The sequence below is a fragment of the Phycicoccus sonneratiae genome (assembly GCF_016887965.1).
GTDB lineage: Bacteria > Actinomycetota > Actinomycetes > Actinomycetales > Dermatophilaceae > Phycicoccus > Phycicoccus sonneratiae.
In genome coordinates this window covers 1-15,292 of the sequence record NZ_JAFDVD010000006.1, presented here as the reverse complement: position 1 = coordinate 15,292, position 15,292 = coordinate 1, and the positions used below count along the sequence as shown (strand labels likewise).

The following is a 15,292-nucleotide window of genomic DNA, read 5'->3' as shown; positions in this document are numbered from 1 at the left end:
GCGCCCGAGACACAGGAGAGTCATGAGCGACCTCGAGTACCCCGCAGGCCTGCGCTACACCGCCGAGCACGAGTGGGTCCGCGAGGAGGGCGACACCGTGCGCATCGGCATCACGGCCTTCGCGCAGGAGGCGCTCGGCGACGTCGTCTACGTCAGCCTGCCCGGCGTCGGCGACACCGTGGCGGCCGGCGACACCTGCGGCGAGGTCGAGTCGACGAAGTCGGTCAGCGACCTCTACGCGCCGATCGCCGGTGAGGTCACCGCCGTCAACGGCGCCCTCGACGCCACCCCCGAGCTCGTCAACACCGACCCGTACGGCGAGGGCTGGATGTACGAGCTGCGCCCCGCCGACGCGGGTGCCGTCGCGGCGCTCCTCGACGTCGACGGCTACACCTCGCAGCTCTCCTGAGGGTCGCGGGGGCGGTCCCGCCCGACGAGGGGGACATCCGCGCCCCCGTGATCTAGGGTGGCAGTCCGCGAGGCGGTGACGAGACAGGGTCGAGGAAGGGTGGACAGGGCGAGATGACAGCCGACGAGCACGGCGACGAGCAGGCCGCACCCGAGCCCACGACGATGCGCCTGCAGGCCGTCGAGGGCGCCGGGCGGGTCGAGGCGCAGGGGGAGGCCGAGCACGTCCTCACGAAGGCCGACCTCGCCACGGTCGAGGCCCTGCGCCCCGGCACCGCGCTCCTCGTGGTCCTGCGCGGCCCGAACACCGGCGCCCGCTTCCTCCTCGACGACGACGAGGTGATGTCGGGGCGCCACCCCGACAGCGACATCTTCCTCGACGACGTCACGGTCTCGCGCAAGCACGCCGTGTTCCGCCGCGCCGGTGGGGTCTTCTCGGTCCACGACGTCGGGTCCCTCAACGGCACCTACGTCAACCGCGACCTCGTCGACGAGACGTCCCTGACGACCGGCGACGAGGTCCAGATCGGCAAGTTCCGCCTCGTCTTCTACGCGGCCGCCCAGGCCTGAGCCCCCGGCCGTGAAGCCCCTGACCATCGGGGCCGTCGTGCGCTCCCTGTCCGAGGACTTCCCGGACGTCACGATCTCGAAGGTCCGCTTCCTCGAGGCCGAGGGGCTCGTCACACCCGAGCGCAGCGGGTCCGGCTACCGGCGCTACTCGACCGACGACGTCGAGCGCATCCGCTACGTCCTCCGCGCCCAGCGCGAGCTCTTCTGGCCGCTCAAGGTCATCCGCGAGGCGCTCGAGGCCATCGACCGCGGGCTCGAGCCGACCGGCCCCGACCGGCGCCCGGAGGTCCCCGAGCCCGCGCCCGACCCCGACGTCCCCGACCCGTCCCCGCTGCTCGCCGGCCGGGCGGTGCGGCTGACCGCCGCCGAGCTCGCGCGGGCCAGCACCCTCGCCCCGGGCGCGGTCGCCGAGCTCGTCGACCACGGGCTGCTCCGCCCCGGACCCGACGGACTGCACGGCGAGGACGACCTGCGGGCCGCCCGGGCCGCCGCCGGCCTCGCGCGGTACGGCGTCGAGGCGCGGCACCTGCGGCTCTTCCGCGCGGCGGCCGACCGCGAGGTCGGGCTCGTCGAGCAGGCCACGGGCGTGCTGCGCGGAGCCGATGCCCGGCGCGGTCGCGAGGAGGTCACCCACCTCGTCCTGGCCCTGCACGCGGCCCTCGTCCGGGGTGGCCTCGGCACGGGTCACTGACCACCACCCGGGCGGCGGGGGAGCCGGGGTACGGTGACGGGGTGAAGGTGATGGACGTGCTCGGAGTGCGGGTCGAGATGCCCAACAACCAGCCGATCGTCCTCCTGCGGGAGCGCGACGGCGACCGGTACCTGCCGATCTGGATCGGGGCCGCCGAGGCCACCGCCATCGCCTACGCGCAGCAGGGTGTCGTCCCGCCGCGCCCCCTCACCCACGACCTGCTCCGCAACGTCATCGACGAGCTCGGCCACGAGCTGACCCGTGTCCGCATCGTCGCCCTGCGCGACGGCGCGTTCCACGCCGTGCTCGCCCTCGACGGCGGCGCGGCCGGCGGCGGCACCGACGTCGACTCGCGGTCCTCGGACGCCATCGCCCTCGCGCTGCGCGCCGGCGCCGAGATCGTCGCCGAGGACGAGCTGCTCGACGAGGCCGGGGTCGAGATGGCCGAGACCGAGGACGACGAGGTCGAGAAGTTCAAGGAGTTCCTCGACCACGTCTCGGCCGACGACTTCGACACCGAGGCCGACTCCTGACCCGACACGCCGCCGCGACACGCCGGTGAGCGTGGCGCGACGAGGGTCGTTGACCTGAGTCACATCCGCCCCTACCGTCACACCCGTCACAGAAGTGACGCGGAGAGTGACGTCCATGTCATTCCCCGGCGTAGAGTCGCCCCCGACAGGCGGCCACATCAGGAGGTAGGCGTGGGCTCCACCGGAGAGGCGCGAGCGAACGGGTCCGTCCCGGTCGCGGCGCAGGGCGTGCTGTTCGCCGACGACCTGCCCGAGCTCGACGACGAGGTCGGCTACCGCGGCCCGACGGCCTGCAAGGCCGCCGGCATCACCTACCGCCAGCTCGACTACTGGGCCCGCACCGGTCTCGTCGAGCCCTCCGTGCGCGCGGCCGGCGGCTCCGGCACGCAGCGCCTCTACGGCTTCCGCGACATCCTCGTGCTCAAGGTGGTCAAGCGCCTGCTCGACACCGGCGTCTCGCTCCAGCAGATCCGCGGCGCGATCCAGGTCCTGCGGGCGCGCGGCGTCGACGACCTCGCCGGCATCACCCTCATGAGCGACGGCGCCTCGGTCTACGAGTGCACCTCCGCCGACGAGGTCATCGACCTCCTCCAGGGCGGTCAGGGCGTCTTCGGCATCGCCGTCGGCAAGGTCTGGCGTGAGGTCGAGGGCGAGCTCGCCTCGCTCCCCAGCGAGCGCTCCGACCACGAGGGCGGCGCCGAGGCCGTCCAGGCGGGCGACGAGCTCGGCCTGCGCCGCGCGGCGCGCCTGGCCTGACCCACCCTCCACCACCTGCCCCGCCACGCGGCGTCGCGGGCGGTGGCGACGCCGTCCCGGTGTTAGGGTTGCCGGGCCGCTCACACCGTGCGGGAGAGTCCTCGGCCACGTGCCGGGGCGCCGAAGGGGCAACACTCCCCGGAACCTCTCAGGCCCAAGGACCGCACGGGACAGGCACCTCTGGAGGCCCACCGGCCGACAGAGGGGGAGGACGACACCCGTCCGTCTCCCTGGAGGTCCCGTGAGCACGCCCACCCTTCCCGAGTTCGCCGGCCGGCACATCGGTCCCCGCGAGGACGACCTCGCCGGGATGCTCAAGGTCGTCGGTCGCTCCTCCCTCGACGACCTCGTCGACACCGCGGTCCCCGGCGGGATCCGGTTCGAGGGCGAGCTCGACGTCACGGCCGCCGGGTCCGAGGCCGCGGTGCTCACCCAGCTGCGCCAGGTCGCCGCCCGCAACCGGGTCCTGACCTCGCTCATCGGACTCGGCTACTACGGCACGCGCACGCCCGCCGTGATCCAGCGCAACGTCCTCGAGAACCCGGCCTGGTACACGGCCTACACGCCCTACCAGCCCGAGATCTCCCAGGGCCGGCTCGAGGCCCTCCTCAACTTCCAGACCGTCGTCGGCGACCTCACCGGCCTCGCCACCGCCGGTGCCTCGCTGCTCGACGAGGGCACCGCAGCGGCCGAGGCGATGACCCTGATGCGCCGCAGCTCGAAGGTGGCCGCCGACGCGGTGCTCCTCGTCGACGAGGGCGTCTTCCCGCAGACCCTGGCCGTGCTGCGCACCCGCGCGGTGCCGCTCGGCATCCCCGTGGTCGTCGCCGACCTCGCGGGCGTCGACTCCGCCGACGCGCTGCGGGCCGCGGCGGGCGCCGAGGTGTTCGGCGTCCTCGTGCAGTACCCCGCGGTCGACGGCCGGCTCGGCGACCACCGCGCGCTGGCCGAGGCCGCCCACGAGGTCGGGGCGCTGGTCACCGCCGCCGCCGACCTGCTCGCGCTGACGCTCGCGACCCCGCCGGGGGAGTGGGGCGCCGACGTCGCGGTCGGCACCACCCAGCGCTTCGGCGTGCCGATGGGCTTCGGCGGTCCGCACGCCGGGTACATGTCGGTGCGCGCGGGTCTCGAGCGGACCCTGCCCGGACGGCTCGTCGGGGTGTCGGTCGACGCCGACGGCGCGCCCGCCTACCGCCTCGCCCTCCAGACCCGCGAGCAGCACATCCGCCGCGAGAAGGCGACGTCGAACATCTGCACCGCGCAGGTCCTCCTCGCCGTGATGGCCAGCATGTACGCCGTCTACCACGGCCCGGACGGGCTGCGGCAGATCGCTCTTCGCGTGCACTCCCACGCCCGGGCCCTCGCCGGGGCGCTGCGCGCGGGCGGCGTCGAGGTCGCCGACGGCCCGTCCTTCGACACCCTCGCCCTGCGGGTGCCGGGCGAGGCCGACGGCGTCGTGGCCGCCGCGCTGGCCGAGGGGGTCAACCTCTGGCGCCGTGACGACGACACCGTGCTGCTGAGCCTCGACGAGACCACCGATCTCGTCGTCCTCGGCAAGGTCTGCCGCGCCCTCGGCGTCACCGCCCCCGAGCGGGTCGAGGTCGCCGCGCCCGAGTGGCCGGAGGCGCTGACCCGCACCTCCGAGTACCTCACCCACCCGGTCTTCTCGGCGCACCGCTCGGAGACGGCGATGCTGCGCTACCTGCGCCGCCTCTCGGACCGCGACTTCGCCCTCGACCGCGGGATGATCCCGCTCGGGTCCTGCACGATGAAGCTCAACGCGACGACCGAGATGGCGGCGGTCACCTGGCCCGAGTTCGCCAACCTCCACCCGTTCGCCCCGCTCGAGCAGACCAAGGGGATTCGCGGCCTCGTCGACGAGCTGTCCGGCTGGCTCTGCGAGATCACCGGGTACGACGCGGTCTCGCTCCAGCCGAACGCCGGCTCCCAGGGCGAGCTCGCCGGGCTGCTGGCCATCGCCGCGTACCACCGCTCGCGCGGCGACGAGGGCCGGCGGGTCTGCCTCATCCCGTCCAGCGCGCACGGCACGAACGCCGCGAGCGCGGTGATGGCCGGCATGCGGGTCGTCGTCGTCAAGACCGACCCGGTCACCGGCAACGTCGACATGGACGACCTGTCGGCCAAGGTCGAGGAGCACCGCGAGACCCTCGCGGCGATCATGGTCACCTACCCCTCGACGCACGGCGTCTTCGAGGACACGATCACCGACCTCTGCGCCCTGGTCCACGACGCGGGCGGCCAGGTCTACGTCGACGGCGCCAACCTCAACGCGCTCGTCGGGGTGGCCCGGCCCGGGAAGTTCGGGGCCGACGTCTCGCACCTCAACCTCCACAAGACCTTCTGCATCCCGCACGGCGGCGGGGGCCCGGGCGTCGGCCCGGTCGGTGTCCGCGAGCACCTCGCGCCGTTCCTCCCGAACCACCCGCTCGACCCCGAGGCCGGTCCGGGGTCCGGCGTCGGCCCGGTGTCCGCGGCCCCCTACGGCTCGGCGAGCATCCTGCCGATCTCGTGGGCGTACGTGCGGCTCATGGGCGGGGCGGGCCTGCGCCGGGCCACCGAGGTGGCGGTGCTCAACGCCAACTACGTCGCGGCCCGGCTGCGCGACCACTACCCGGTGCTGTACTCCGGCCACGACGGCCTCGTCGCGCACGAGTGCATCCTCGACCTGCGGGGCATCACCAAGGAGACCGGGGTCAGCGTCGACGACGTCGCCAAGCGGCTCATCGACTACGGCTTCCACGCCCCGACGATGTCCTTCCCGGTGGCCGGCACCCTCATGGTCGAGCCGACCGAGAGCGAGGACCTCGGCGAGCTCGACCGGTTCTGCGACGCGATGATCGCCATCCGCGGCGAGATCGACGAGGTCGGCTCGGGGGCGGTCGCCGCCGCCGACAGCGTGCTGCGGCACGCCCCGCACACCGCCGTGTCGCTGGCCGCCGAGTGGGACCACCCGTACGACCGGCGCGCCGCCGCCTTCCCCGAGGGCGTCGACCCGGCCGCGAAGTACTGGCCGCCGGTGCGCCGCATCGACGGTGCCTACGGCGACCGGCACCTCGTCTGCTCGTGCCCCTCGCCGGAGGCCTTCGAGGACTGAGGCCGCTCGGGCCGCTCAGGCCGCGGGCGCCGCGCCCGCGGCCCGCACGGTGGCCCCGCTGCCGTCGGCGCCCTTGGTGACGACGACCTGGTGCGGGATCCGGGCCCGCAGGTCGGCGACGTGGCTGACGACGCCGACCGCGCGCCCGCCCTCGCGCAGGCCGTCGAGGACGGTGAGCACCTGCTCGAGGCTGTCGTCGTCGAGGCTGCCGAACCCCTCGTCGATGAAGAGCGTGCCGAGGTCGAGGCCGCCGGCCTCCTCGCGGACGGCGTCGGCGAGCCCGAGGGCGAGGGCGAGCGAGGCCATGAACGACTCGCCCCCGGAGAGCGAGGCGGTGTCGCGGGACCGGCCCGTCCACTGGTCGAGGACCCGCAGCCCCAGCCCGGACCGGGCGCCCCGGGCCGCCCGGTCGTCGCTGTGCTCGAGCAGGTAGCGCCCGCCGCCCATCACCGCGAGCCGCTCGTTGGCCAGCGCCGCGACCTTCTCGAGCCGGGCCGCGAGGACGAACGAGGTGAGCCGCATCCGGAGGGTGTTGTCGCCCCCGGTGCCGCCGACGGTGTCGGCGAGCTCGCGCACCCGGGCCTGCCGGGCGGCGCGGTCGGCGACGGCGGCACAGGCGGCCTCGAGCCCCGGGCGCAGCCGCTCGAGGGTCCGGGTGGCCCGGCCGAGCGCGTCGTGCTCGGTGCCGGCCGCGAGGACGGTGCGCCGGGCCTCGGCGGCGGCGAGCCGGAGCGCGTCGACGTCGGGTGCGTCACCGGCGAGGGCCTCGAGCACCTCGGGCTCGGTGAGCGCGGCCGCGGCGGCGGTGCGGTCGCGCTCGTGGCCCAGCACGGCGTCGCGGAGCCGGTCGGTGTCGGCCACCCCGAGGAGGGCCTCGGCGGCCTCCCGGGCGGTGGCGAACCCGGTGTCGGACAGGGCGGCCGCGAGGTCCTCGGACGCGGCGTCGAGCCGGGCCCGGGCGTCGGACACCGACGCCGAGGCCGTCGCGAGTTCGGTGAGCGCGGTGACCACGCGGGCGTGCCGGCGGGTGTCGGCGCCTCCGCCGCAGGGGCAGCCGGCGTGCTGGGCGAGGTCGTCGGCGAGCCGGACGGTGGTGGCCTCGGCTTCGGTGGCGACCTCGGCCAGGCGCTCGTCGAGGGCCTCGAGCGTGGCCGCGAGCCGGTCCTGCTCGGCGGTGAGCCGCTCGAGGGCCGACCGCCGCACCCGCAGCTCCGCCGTCCCGGTGGCGAGCGAGGCGGCGGCGGTGACCGCGTCGGCGTGCTCGGCCCGGGCCTGCTCGAGGGCGGTCTCGACGTCGGCGCGGGTCGCCCCGCCGAGGACGTCGAGACGGGTGCCCACGGCCGCCTCGAGCGCGGTGACCTCGCCCTCGACGGCGGCCGACGCCGCGCGCGCCCCGGCGACGGCCTGCTCGGCGACGGCGAGCTGCTCGGGGGTGACCGGGTCGACGGCGACGGCCGGGGCCGGGTGCTCGGCCGATCCGCACACCGGGCAGGGCGCGCCGTCGGCGAGACCCGTGGCGAGCTCGGCGGCCATCTCGTCGAGCCGGCGCTGCTGGAGCGCGATGAGGGCGGCGAGGGCCTCCGACACCGCGGTGCGGGCCTCGGCCAGGGTGGGCTGGAGCGCCTCGACGCGCCGGCGGTCGGCGTCGACACCGTCGTGGAGGGCGAGCCGGGCCTCCTGCTCCTCGACGGCGGCGGCGAGGGGCGCGACCCTGGCCCCGTCACCCGAGAGCCGGGTGACCGTGGCCTCCGCGGCCTCGACCGCCGCGCGCAGGACCGGGACCTCGTCGGCGAGCGCAGCGTCCCGGGCCACCAGCCCGTCCCGCCGGCGGGTGCCCTCCGCCAGGCCCGTCGCGAGCTCGCGCGCGGTGCCGGTGTCGCGGGCCAGGGCCGCGACGACGTCGTCGAGGGAGCGGGCCCGCTCGGCGGCGTCGCCGGCGTCCGTCCCGGCGAGGTCGACCCCGAGGGCGGCGACGGCGTCGTGCTGCGCGTCGAGGTCGGCCGTGCGGGCGTCGGCCTCGGCCCGCAGCCGGTCGAGCGCCGTGAGGTGACCCCGCACGCCGGCGGCCCGGTCGGCGGCGTCGAGGGTGCGCACCCGCTCGGCGTGCTCGTCGGCGGCGGCGTCGAGCGCGGCGAGCCGGGCCCGCGCCTGCTCGCCCCGGCGGCGGTGGCCGAGGACCTCCTGCGCCCCGGCGAGGCGCTGGGTGGCCAGCGCCTCGAGGGACTCTGCGGCGTCGAGGGCGGCGAGCGAGGCGGTGACCCGGTCGGTGAGGCCGTCGGCGACCTCGGCCAGCCGCGCGGGCAGGGCGTCGAGGGCGGTCCCGGCGAGGGTCGCGCCGTCGGGGTCGTCCGCCCCGTCGGGTCGCAGCGCTCCGAGGACGTCGTCGAGCCGGACGAGGTCGGCCCGCAGCGCGAGCAGGGCGTCGTCGAGGCCGGCGGCGCCGTCGCGGCGGGCGTCGGCGAGCCACTGCTCGACGTCGGAGTAGACGCCGATGTCGAAGAGCCGCTCGAGGATCTCGCGCCGCTCCTCGGGAGTGGCCCGCAGGAAGGCGGCGAAGTCGCCCTGCGGGAGCATGACGACGGAGGCGAACTGCTTCAGGCCCATCCCGAGGACGTCGAGGACGACGTCGGCGACCTCGTCGTGCCGCGTGCTGAGGGCCGTCCATGCTCCACCGAGGCGCTCCTCGAGGACGACGGCCGGCTGGACCCGGGTGGTGCCGTCGCCGCGCTTCTTCGGCCGGTGCCACTCGGGGGAGCGGGTGATGCGCAGCCGCCGCCCGGCGACCGTGACCTCGAGGACCACCTGGGGGACGGCGTCCGGGGCGGCGTGGTCGCTGCGGAGGGCCTGCTTGCGCCGGGCCCCGGGCACGTCGGCGTACAGCGCGAAGCACACGGCGTCGAGGAGGCTGGTCTTGCCCGAGCCGGTGGGCCCGTGGACGAGGAAGAGCCCGGCGGCCGAGACCTCGTCGACGTCGAGGACGACGCGGCCGGCGAACGGGCCGAAGGCCTCGACCTCGAGCCGGTGGATCCTCACGCGGCACCCGCCCCGCGCGCGGGCCGGGCCACGCCCTCGTCGTCGGTCAGCCCGCGGGCCACCCGGGAGGCCTCGACCGCCTCGACGAGCAGCCCGCGCTCGTCGGCGTCGGCGCCCTGGCCGCCCCGGACGTGGTCGAGGAAGTCGCAGCAGACGTCGACCGGCGACTCGGCGCGCACCCGCGCCGCGTACGGGCGCAGCGGCACGGCGACGCCCTCGGGCTCGAAGCGCAGCTCGAGGGTGTGCGGGAAGCGCCGGCGCAGCCGCTCCATCGCCCCGAGCGGGCGCGAGGGGTCGGTGAGGGTCACCTGGCACCACGCGCCCTCGGCGGCGGCGTGCCGGGGGTCGGCCAGGAGCTCGTCGATGGGCCCGCGGAGCACGGCGAGCGGCCGCTGCACCGGCGCGTCGACCTCCTCGACGACGACCTCGGCACCCCCGAGGTCGACGAGCAGCCCACCCTTGCGGTGCCTGGCCTCGCTGAACGACATCGCGACCGGGGACCCGCTGTAGCGCACCCCGTCGGCGACGACCTGCCGGCCGTGCAGGTGCCCGAGGGCCGTGTAGTCGACCCCCGCGAACACCTCGACGGGCACCGCCGAGACCCCGCCGACGGAGATGTCGCGCTCGGAGTCGCTCGTGACCCCGCCGGACACGAAGGCGTGGGCCATGACGACGGTGCGCCCGCCCCGGGCCGCGGCGTCGGCACGCACCCGCTCCATCGCGGCGCGCAGGACCGAGGCGTGGGTGCGCTCGACGGCGCCGAGGGCGTCGGCGACGAGGGCCGGCTCGAGGTAGGGGAGGGGGTGCACGGCGACGTCGCCGACGAGCACCGGCCGCCCGACGTCGGCGACGGACGTGCGCAGGTGGACCCCGGAGCGCTCGAGCAGGCCGGAGGCGAAGCCGAGCCGGGTGGCGGAGTCGTGGTTGCCGCTGGAGACGACGACCTGCGCGCCGGCGTCGACGAGCCGCTCGAGGGTCTGGGAGAGCAGGGCGACGGTGTCGGGGGCGGGCAGCGCCCGGTCGTAGACGTCGCCGCTGACGAGGACGGCGTCGACCCGCTCGGAGCGCACGACCTCGACGAGGTGGTCGAGGTGGGCCGCTTGGGCACCGAGCAGCCCGACACCGTGGAACGCGCGTCCCAGGTGCCAGTCGGAGGTGTGGAGCAGCCGCACGGGGACAACGCTAGGAGAGGGCACCGACGGAGCCCGGGACCGAAACGCGTCCGTGCGCTACCGCGTGGACCCCGCGATGTGGTTGGTTGTCGTCATGGGAGCCGAGGTCAACGCGCAGAGCTACACGCGCGAGCAGCGCCAGCGCTATCGCGAGAAGGTGCGCCAGAACCTCGACGTCTTCGAGCGGATGCTCACGACGAGCTCCTTCGAGTTCGACAAGCCGATGACCGGTCTCGAGATCGAGCTCAACCTCGTCGACGACCACCAGCAGCCGCACTTCCACAACGCCGAGGTCCTCGAGGCGATCGCCGACCCCGGCTACCAGACCGAGCTGGCGCGCTACAACATCGAGCTCAACGTGCCGCCGCGGCCGCTGCCGGGTGACTCGGCGCTCGAGCTCGAGGTCGACCTGCGGGCCAGCCTCAACGCCGCCGACGCCGCGGCCAAGCGGGTCGGCTCCACGATCGTCGCCATCGGCATCCTCCCGACGATCATGCCCGAGCACTACGAGGGCGACTGGATCAGCCGGAACAACCGCTACACCGCCCTCAACGACTCGATCTTCCTGGCCCGCGGCGAGGACGTGTACCTCGACATCGAGGGCCCGACGGGCGAGCGGGTCGCCACGTACTGCGACTCCATCGCCCCCGAGTCGGCGTGCACGAGCGTCCAGCTGCACCTCCAGGTCGCCCCGCACGAGTTCGCCAACCACTGGAACGCCGCGCAGGCGATGTCGTCGGTCCAGCTCGCCCTGGCCGCCAACAGCCCGTACTTCTTCGGCAAGCGGCTGCACGCCGAGACCCGCATCGAGCTGTTCACCCAGGCCACCGACACCCGTCCCGTCGAGCTGAAGAACCAGGGCGTGCGGCCGCGGGTCTTCTTCGGCGAGCGGTGGATCACCTCGATCTTCGACCTGTTCGAGGAGAACGTCCGGTACTTCCCGACCCTGCTCGCCGAGGTCACCGACGAGGACCCGATGGCCAAGCTCGAGGCCGGCATCGCCCCCGAGCTCGCCGAGCTGAGGCTGCACAACGGCACCGTCTACCGGTGGAACCGGCCGATCTACGACATCGTCGGCGGCACGCCGCACCTGCGCGTCGAGAACCGGGTCCTCCCGGCCGGCCCGACCATCGCCGACGTCCTCGCCAACGCCGCGTTCTACTACGGCGCGATCCGGGTGCTCGCCTCCGCCGACCGCCCGGTCTGGACGAAGATGAGCTTCGCCGCGTGCGAGGAGAACTTCCGCCGCGCGGCCCGCGACGGCATCGAGGCCCGTGTCTACTGGCCGGGGTTCGGCGAGGTCTCGGCCGACGAGCTCGTGCTGCGCCACCTCCTGCCGATGGCCCACGAGGGGCTCAAGGCCTGGGGGGTGTCCGACGCCGTCCGCGAGCGCTACCTCGGCATCATCGAGGGGCGGGCCACGACCGGGCTGAACGGCTCGGAGTGGCAGACCCGCACCGTCGCGCACTTCGAGGCCGAGGGGCACGACCGGCGCGAGGCCCTGCGCCTCATGGTCGAGCGCTACGCCCACCACATGTCGGGCAACGAGCCGGTGCACACCTGGCCGGTGCCATGACGACCGAGCATGTCTCGGTTTCCAAGATCCGACGAGGCTTCGCCACCGCGACGCACGAGGACCGCGTGGCGTACCTCAGCGACCTGCGGGAGAACTGGCAGCGCGCAGAGTCCGCCTTCGGCAGGCGCCTCTTCCTCGGCCTCGTCGTCGTTGCGGTCGGCAGCCTGCTCCTCGTGGACGACGTCGGTCAGGTGACCGTCCTCGGCGTCACGCTCAGTGAGCTGACGACGGTGCGTTACCTCGTCCCGGTCATCCTCGCCTATCTCGCCGTCGAGACCGCGACCACCGTCGCCACGATCGACCTGTACGGCGAAGCTCACGCAGAGCTCTTCAAGATGACCTTCCCGGAGCAGCACGGTCAACACCTGGGCGATCTCCTGACGCCGGCGAACGCCATCCTCTGGAGCTCTCCCGGCCTCAGCTGGTTCGAGAGCCACGGGCGCATCGCGGGGTACTCCAACGGCATGGGCATCTTCTGGTTGGTCCGGGCGATGGCGGGGTTGGTGCTGAGCCCGGTGCTCGTCGGTGCCTACGTGGTGGGACTGCTGGCCGATGGTGTCGACGTCGGTGGCGTCATCAGCACCGTGGCGAGCCTCGCCCTGCTGACGGTAGCGGCGGTCCAGACGGTGGCCTGGGTGCGCGGTCGGATGCAGGAGGTCTGATCTGCGGACCCGCGGCCCTCAGCCGCGGGGCGGCTCGATGTTCCAGCCGCGCACCGCCGGCACCCCGTGCTCCTCGTCGAGGAGGCAGAGGGTCGCCGGCTCGAGCAGCAGGTGCGCGCCGAAGCGGGGCTCCTGGCGCAGCCGGGTCGCGGCGAGGACCCGGAGCAGGTGGCCGTGCGCGACGAGGACGACGTCACCGTCGGCGAGCGAGCCCTCCACGCGGGCCAGCACCCGGGAGGCCCGGGCCGAGACCTCCTCGACCGTCTCGCCCGGGGTGTCGCCCGGCACGACGCCGTCGCGGAACACCGTCCAGTCCGGGTCGGCGAGCTGCTTGCGGATCTGCGGGGTGGTCAGGCCCTCATAGCCGCCGTAGTCCCACTCGAGCAGATCCTCGTCGGTCTCCGGCGAGAGCCCCGCGAGCTCGGCGGTGCGCCGGGCACGCGCCAGCGGGGAGCAGAGGACCCGGGCGACGGCCATCGACTCGAGGGCGGGCCGCAGCGACCGGGCCTGCGCCTCACCGCGTTCGGTGAGCGGGACGTCGGTGCGGCCGGTGTGGCGACCGGTGGCGGACCACTCGGTCTCGCCGTGGCGCACGAGGACGAGGCGGCCGGGCATGGCGGCCATCCTCGCAGGGCGGTGACAGGATGTGCCCCGTGACGAGCGACCCCAGCACCCCGCCCGAGACCGGAGGCACCGGCCTCGGTCACCGCAGCGTGACGATGACCCGCCTCGAGAAGGGCGTCTACGAGGTGGGCAACACCCGGGGCGGCACGCTGCGCGTCGGCGGGGGAGGGGACACCGAGGACTTCACGCCGGTCGAGCTCTTCCTCACCGCGATGGCCGCGTGCAGCGCCACCGACGTCGACTTCATCACGAGCCGCATCGCCGAGCCGGTGTCCTTCGACGTCGACTCCGAGGGCGAGAAGGCGCGGGACGACGGCGGAAACTTCATGGAGGGGATCGAGATCACCTTCCGCGTCCGCTTCCCCGACGGGGAGGACGGCGACCGGGCCCGGGGACGCCTGCCGAAGGCGATCGCGCAGAGCGGCGACCGGCTGTGCACCGTCTCGCGCACCGTCCAGCGCGGCGCGGCGGTCACCTACCGGGAGGCCTGAGCAGGTATCGCCGCAGGTGCCGGCGCCTCCTTCACCGGTGACGGTCCCGCCGACCAGAGGAGCAGCCATGCAGCCGGACCCCGCCCTCGCCGCCGTGCGCACCTACGGCTACCTCCGGCTGGCCCTGGCGGGCCTCGTCCTCCTGCTGTTCACGGCGGTGCTCGTCGAGTTCGGTGCCACCGGCTTCGACTGCCTCCAGACCTCGATCAGCGCCTACTGGCACACGCCGGCCCGGGCCGTCTTCGTCGGGGTGCTCGTGACGATGGGCGTCTGCCTCGTCGCGCTCAAGGGCAACACCCCGGGCGAGGACGTCGCGCTGAACTTCGCGGGGATGCTCGCACCGGGCGTCGCCTTCATCCCGACGAGCGACCCCGGCACCTGCTCCTCGGTGCCGATCCAGCCGTCCGACGTCGTCCCGGCGGTGACGAACAACATGCAGTCGCTCTTCGTCCTCGGGGCGGTGGCCCTCGCCGTCGGGGTGGTGTCGGCGCGCCGTGCGGCCGGGCCGGACGGCCTCCGGCGCGGTGACCTGCTGGGCCTCGGCGTCGCGTTCGCGGTGATGGGCGGGGGAGCGGTGTGGTTCTACGTGGCCCGCGACTCCTTCGTCGCGCACGGCCACGACGTGTCGGCGATCCCGATGTTCCTCGCGATCGTCGTCGCCGTGTGGCTCAACGGCCGCGACGTCGGCCGCGCCATGACGCAGGGCAGCGCGGGCAGCGGGGCCTCGCGCTACGTCCGCACCTACCGGATGATCTCCACGGCGATGCTCGTGACCCTCGCGGCGACGGTCGCGGCGAACCTCCTCTCGCCGTGGGACCACCTGGTGCTCGCGGTCGAGGTCGTGCTCATCCTCCTCTTCGCCGCGTTCTGGCTCGTCCAGACCAAGGAGCTGTGGGACCGGGGTCTGCGCTCGTCCTGACGCCGCTCGACGGGCCTAGGGTGACCCCATGGCCCGCTACCTCGACGTGCACCCGGTGGACCCCCAGCCGCGCGCGATCCACCAGACCGTCGAGGTGCTGCGCGAGGGCGGGCTCGTCGCGTACCCCACCGACTCGGGGTACGCGCTCGGGGCGCTCATGGGCGACCAGCAGGCCAAGGACCGTATCCGCACCATCCGCCGGCTCGACGACCGCCACCACTACACCCTCGTCTGCCGCGACTTCGCCCAGCTGGGGCAGCTCGTCCACGTCGACAACCACGTCTTCCGGGCGGTACGCGCTGCCACCCCGGGGCCGTACACGTTCATCCTCCCGGCGACCCACGAGGTGCCGCGCCGGCTGCTCCACGCGAAGAAGCGCACCGTCGGCGTCCGCATCCCCGAGCACCCGGTCGTCCGGACCCTCCTCGCCGAGCTGGGGGAGCCGCTGCTCTCCTCGACCCTCATCCTCCCGGGCGAGAGCGAGCCGATGACCGACGGCTGGCAGGTCAAGGAGGAGCTCGACCACGTCGTCGACGTCGTCATCGACTCCGGCGAGTGCGGCACCGAGCCCACGACGGTCGTCGACTACACGACCGACCCGGCGGGCGAGGTGGTGCGGCAGGGGGCCGGGCCCTGGCCGATCCGCTGACGGCCGTCCGACCCCGGACGTGAGGCGGGGCGGGGCCCGGGGGCCCGCCGGCGCCCCCCCCCCCCCGGGGGGCGGCGCCCCCGGGCCCCGGGC

The 15,292-nt window shown here is 74.6% G+C and carries 14 protein-coding genes and 1 riboswitch; of the genes, 11 read left to right on the top strand and 3 right to left on the bottom strand.

Annotated features, from left to right (window positions below):
* The first annotated feature begins 22 nt into the window (after positions 1–22).
* From gcvH to gcvP, 6 genes are all read left to right on the top strand, one after another.
* Positions 23–409, top strand: coding sequence for a glycine cleavage system protein GcvH (gene gcvH, locus JQN70_RS04760; protein ID WP_204130189.1), 387 nt, complete (start codon positions 23–25; stop codon positions 407–409).
* Between the two features lie 113 nt (positions 410–522).
* Positions 523–978, top strand: coding sequence for an FHA domain-containing protein (locus JQN70_RS04755; protein ID WP_204130188.1), 456 nt, complete (start codon positions 523–525; stop codon positions 976–978).
* A gap of 10 nt (positions 979–988) precedes the next feature.
* The gene (ftsR, locus tag JQN70_RS04750) at positions 989–1,669 is read left to right on the top strand and encodes a transcriptional regulator FtsR (RefSeq protein ID WP_204130187.1); all 681 of its coding nucleotides are present in this window, start codon (positions 989–991) and stop codon (positions 1,667–1,669) included.
* A 41-nt stretch (positions 1,670–1,710) separates the two neighbouring features.
* Positions 1,711–2,202, top strand: a complete 492-nt coding sequence (locus JQN70_RS04745) for a bifunctional nuclease family protein (protein ID WP_204130186.1) — start codon at positions 1,711–1,713, stop codon at positions 2,200–2,202.
* A 171-nt stretch (positions 2,203–2,373) separates the two neighbouring features.
* The gene (locus JQN70_RS04740; RefSeq protein ID WP_204130185.1) at positions 2,374–2,958 is read left to right on the top strand and encodes a MerR family transcriptional regulator; all 585 of its coding nucleotides are present in this window, start codon (positions 2,374–2,376) and stop codon (positions 2,956–2,958) included.
* Positions 2,959–3,038: 80 nt separating this feature from the next.
* A riboswitch (glycine riboswitch) is annotated at positions 3,039–3,132 on the top strand.
* Between the two features lie 67 nt (positions 3,133–3,199).
* Complete coding sequence (gcvP, locus tag JQN70_RS04735; RefSeq protein WP_204130184.1) at positions 3,200–6,073, top strand: aminomethyl-transferring glycine dehydrogenase; 2,874 nt, start codon at positions 3,200–3,202, stop codon at positions 6,071–6,073.
* 15 nt (positions 6,074–6,088) lie between these two features.
* Here gcvP and JQN70_RS20810 read toward each other — a convergent pair whose 3' ends face one another.
* Together JQN70_RS20810 and JQN70_RS04725 are read right to left on the bottom strand one after the other, a co-directional pair.
* A complete protein-coding gene (locus JQN70_RS20810; RefSeq protein ID WP_204130183.1) occupies positions 6,089–9,106 on the bottom strand; it encodes an AAA family ATPase in 3,018 nt (1,005 codons plus the stop codon).
* Entirely contained in the window at positions 9,103–10,278 is a 1,176-nt protein-coding gene (locus JQN70_RS04725; protein WP_204130182.1) for an exonuclease SbcCD subunit D, read from the bottom strand. The genes JQN70_RS20810 and JQN70_RS04725 overlap by 4 nt, the downstream gene beginning before the upstream one ends.
* A 94-nt stretch (positions 10,279–10,372) precedes the next feature.
* On the opposite strand from JQN70_RS04725, the gene JQN70_RS04720 reads away from it, so the two are divergent.
* Both JQN70_RS04720 and JQN70_RS04715 read left to right on the top strand, forming a co-directional pair.
* Positions 10,373–11,854 (top strand): glutamate-cysteine ligase family protein, encoded by a 1,482-nt coding sequence (locus tag JQN70_RS04720; protein WP_204130181.1) that lies wholly within the window; start codon positions 10,373–10,375, stop codon positions 11,852–11,854.
* Positions 11,851–12,516 carry a hypothetical protein gene (locus tag JQN70_RS04715; protein WP_204130180.1) on the top strand — a complete coding sequence of 222 codons (666 nt, stop codon included), beginning with the start codon at positions 11,851–11,853 and terminating at the stop codon, positions 12,514–12,516. Before JQN70_RS04720 ends, JQN70_RS04715 begins: the two co-directional genes overlap by 4 nt.
* Positions 12,517–12,534: 18 nt before the next feature.
* Here JQN70_RS04715 and JQN70_RS04710 read toward each other — a convergent pair whose 3' ends face one another.
* Positions 12,535–13,131, bottom strand: a complete 597-nt coding sequence (locus tag JQN70_RS04710; RefSeq protein ID WP_239110645.1) for a histidine phosphatase family protein — start codon at positions 13,129–13,131, stop codon at positions 12,535–12,537.
* A gap of 29 nt (positions 13,132–13,160) precedes the next feature.
* On the opposite strand from JQN70_RS04710, the gene JQN70_RS04705 reads away from it, so the two are divergent.
* The 3 genes from JQN70_RS04705 (at position 13,161) to JQN70_RS04695 (ending at position 15,199) form a co-directional block, all read left to right on the top strand.
* Positions 13,161–13,631 carry an OsmC family protein gene (locus JQN70_RS04705; protein ID WP_204130178.1) on the top strand — a complete coding sequence of 157 codons (471 nt, stop codon included), beginning with the start codon at positions 13,161–13,163 and terminating at the stop codon, positions 13,629–13,631.
* 67 nt (positions 13,632–13,698) lie between these two features.
* Positions 13,699–14,550 (top strand): hypothetical protein, encoded by an 852-nt coding sequence (locus tag JQN70_RS04700; protein WP_204130177.1) that lies wholly within the window; start codon positions 13,699–13,701, stop codon positions 14,548–14,550.
* A gap of 28 nt (positions 14,551–14,578) precedes the next feature.
* Complete coding sequence (locus JQN70_RS04695; RefSeq protein ID WP_204130176.1) at positions 14,579–15,199, top strand: L-threonylcarbamoyladenylate synthase; 621 nt, start codon at positions 14,579–14,581, stop codon at positions 15,197–15,199.
* The last annotated feature ends 93 nt before the right edge of the window (positions 15,200–15,292 follow it).

Excerpts from the sequence above, each read along its gene's own strand:
- gcvH (WP_204130189.1), top strand. The coding sequence starts at position 23 with ATGAGCGACCTCGAGTACCCCGCAGGCCTGCGCTACACCGCCGAGCAC.
- JQN70_RS04755 (WP_204130188.1), top strand. The coding sequence starts at position 523 with ATGACAGCCGACGAGCACGGCGACGAGCAGGCCGCACCCGAGCCCACG.
- JQN70_RS04720 (WP_204130181.1), top strand. The coding sequence starts at position 10,373 with ATGGGAGCCGAGGTCAACGCGCAGAGCTACACGCGCGAGCAGCGCCAG.
- JQN70_RS04715 (WP_204130180.1), top strand. The coding sequence starts at position 11,851 with ATGACGACCGAGCATGTCTCGGTTTCCAAGATCCGACGAGGCTTCGCC.
- JQN70_RS04710 (WP_239110645.1), bottom strand. The coding sequence starts at position 13,131 with ATGCCCGGCCGCCTCGTCCTCGTGCGCCACGGCGAGACCGAGTGGTCC.
- JQN70_RS04705 (WP_204130178.1), top strand. The coding sequence starts at position 13,161 with ATGTGCCCCGTGACGAGCGACCCCAGCACCCCGCCCGAGACCGGAGGC.
- JQN70_RS04700 (WP_204130177.1), top strand. The coding sequence starts at position 13,699 with ATGCAGCCGGACCCCGCCCTCGCCGCCGTGCGCACCTACGGCTACCTC.
- JQN70_RS04695 (WP_204130176.1), top strand. The coding sequence starts at position 14,579 with ATGGCCCGCTACCTCGACGTGCACCCGGTGGACCCCCAGCCGCGCGCG.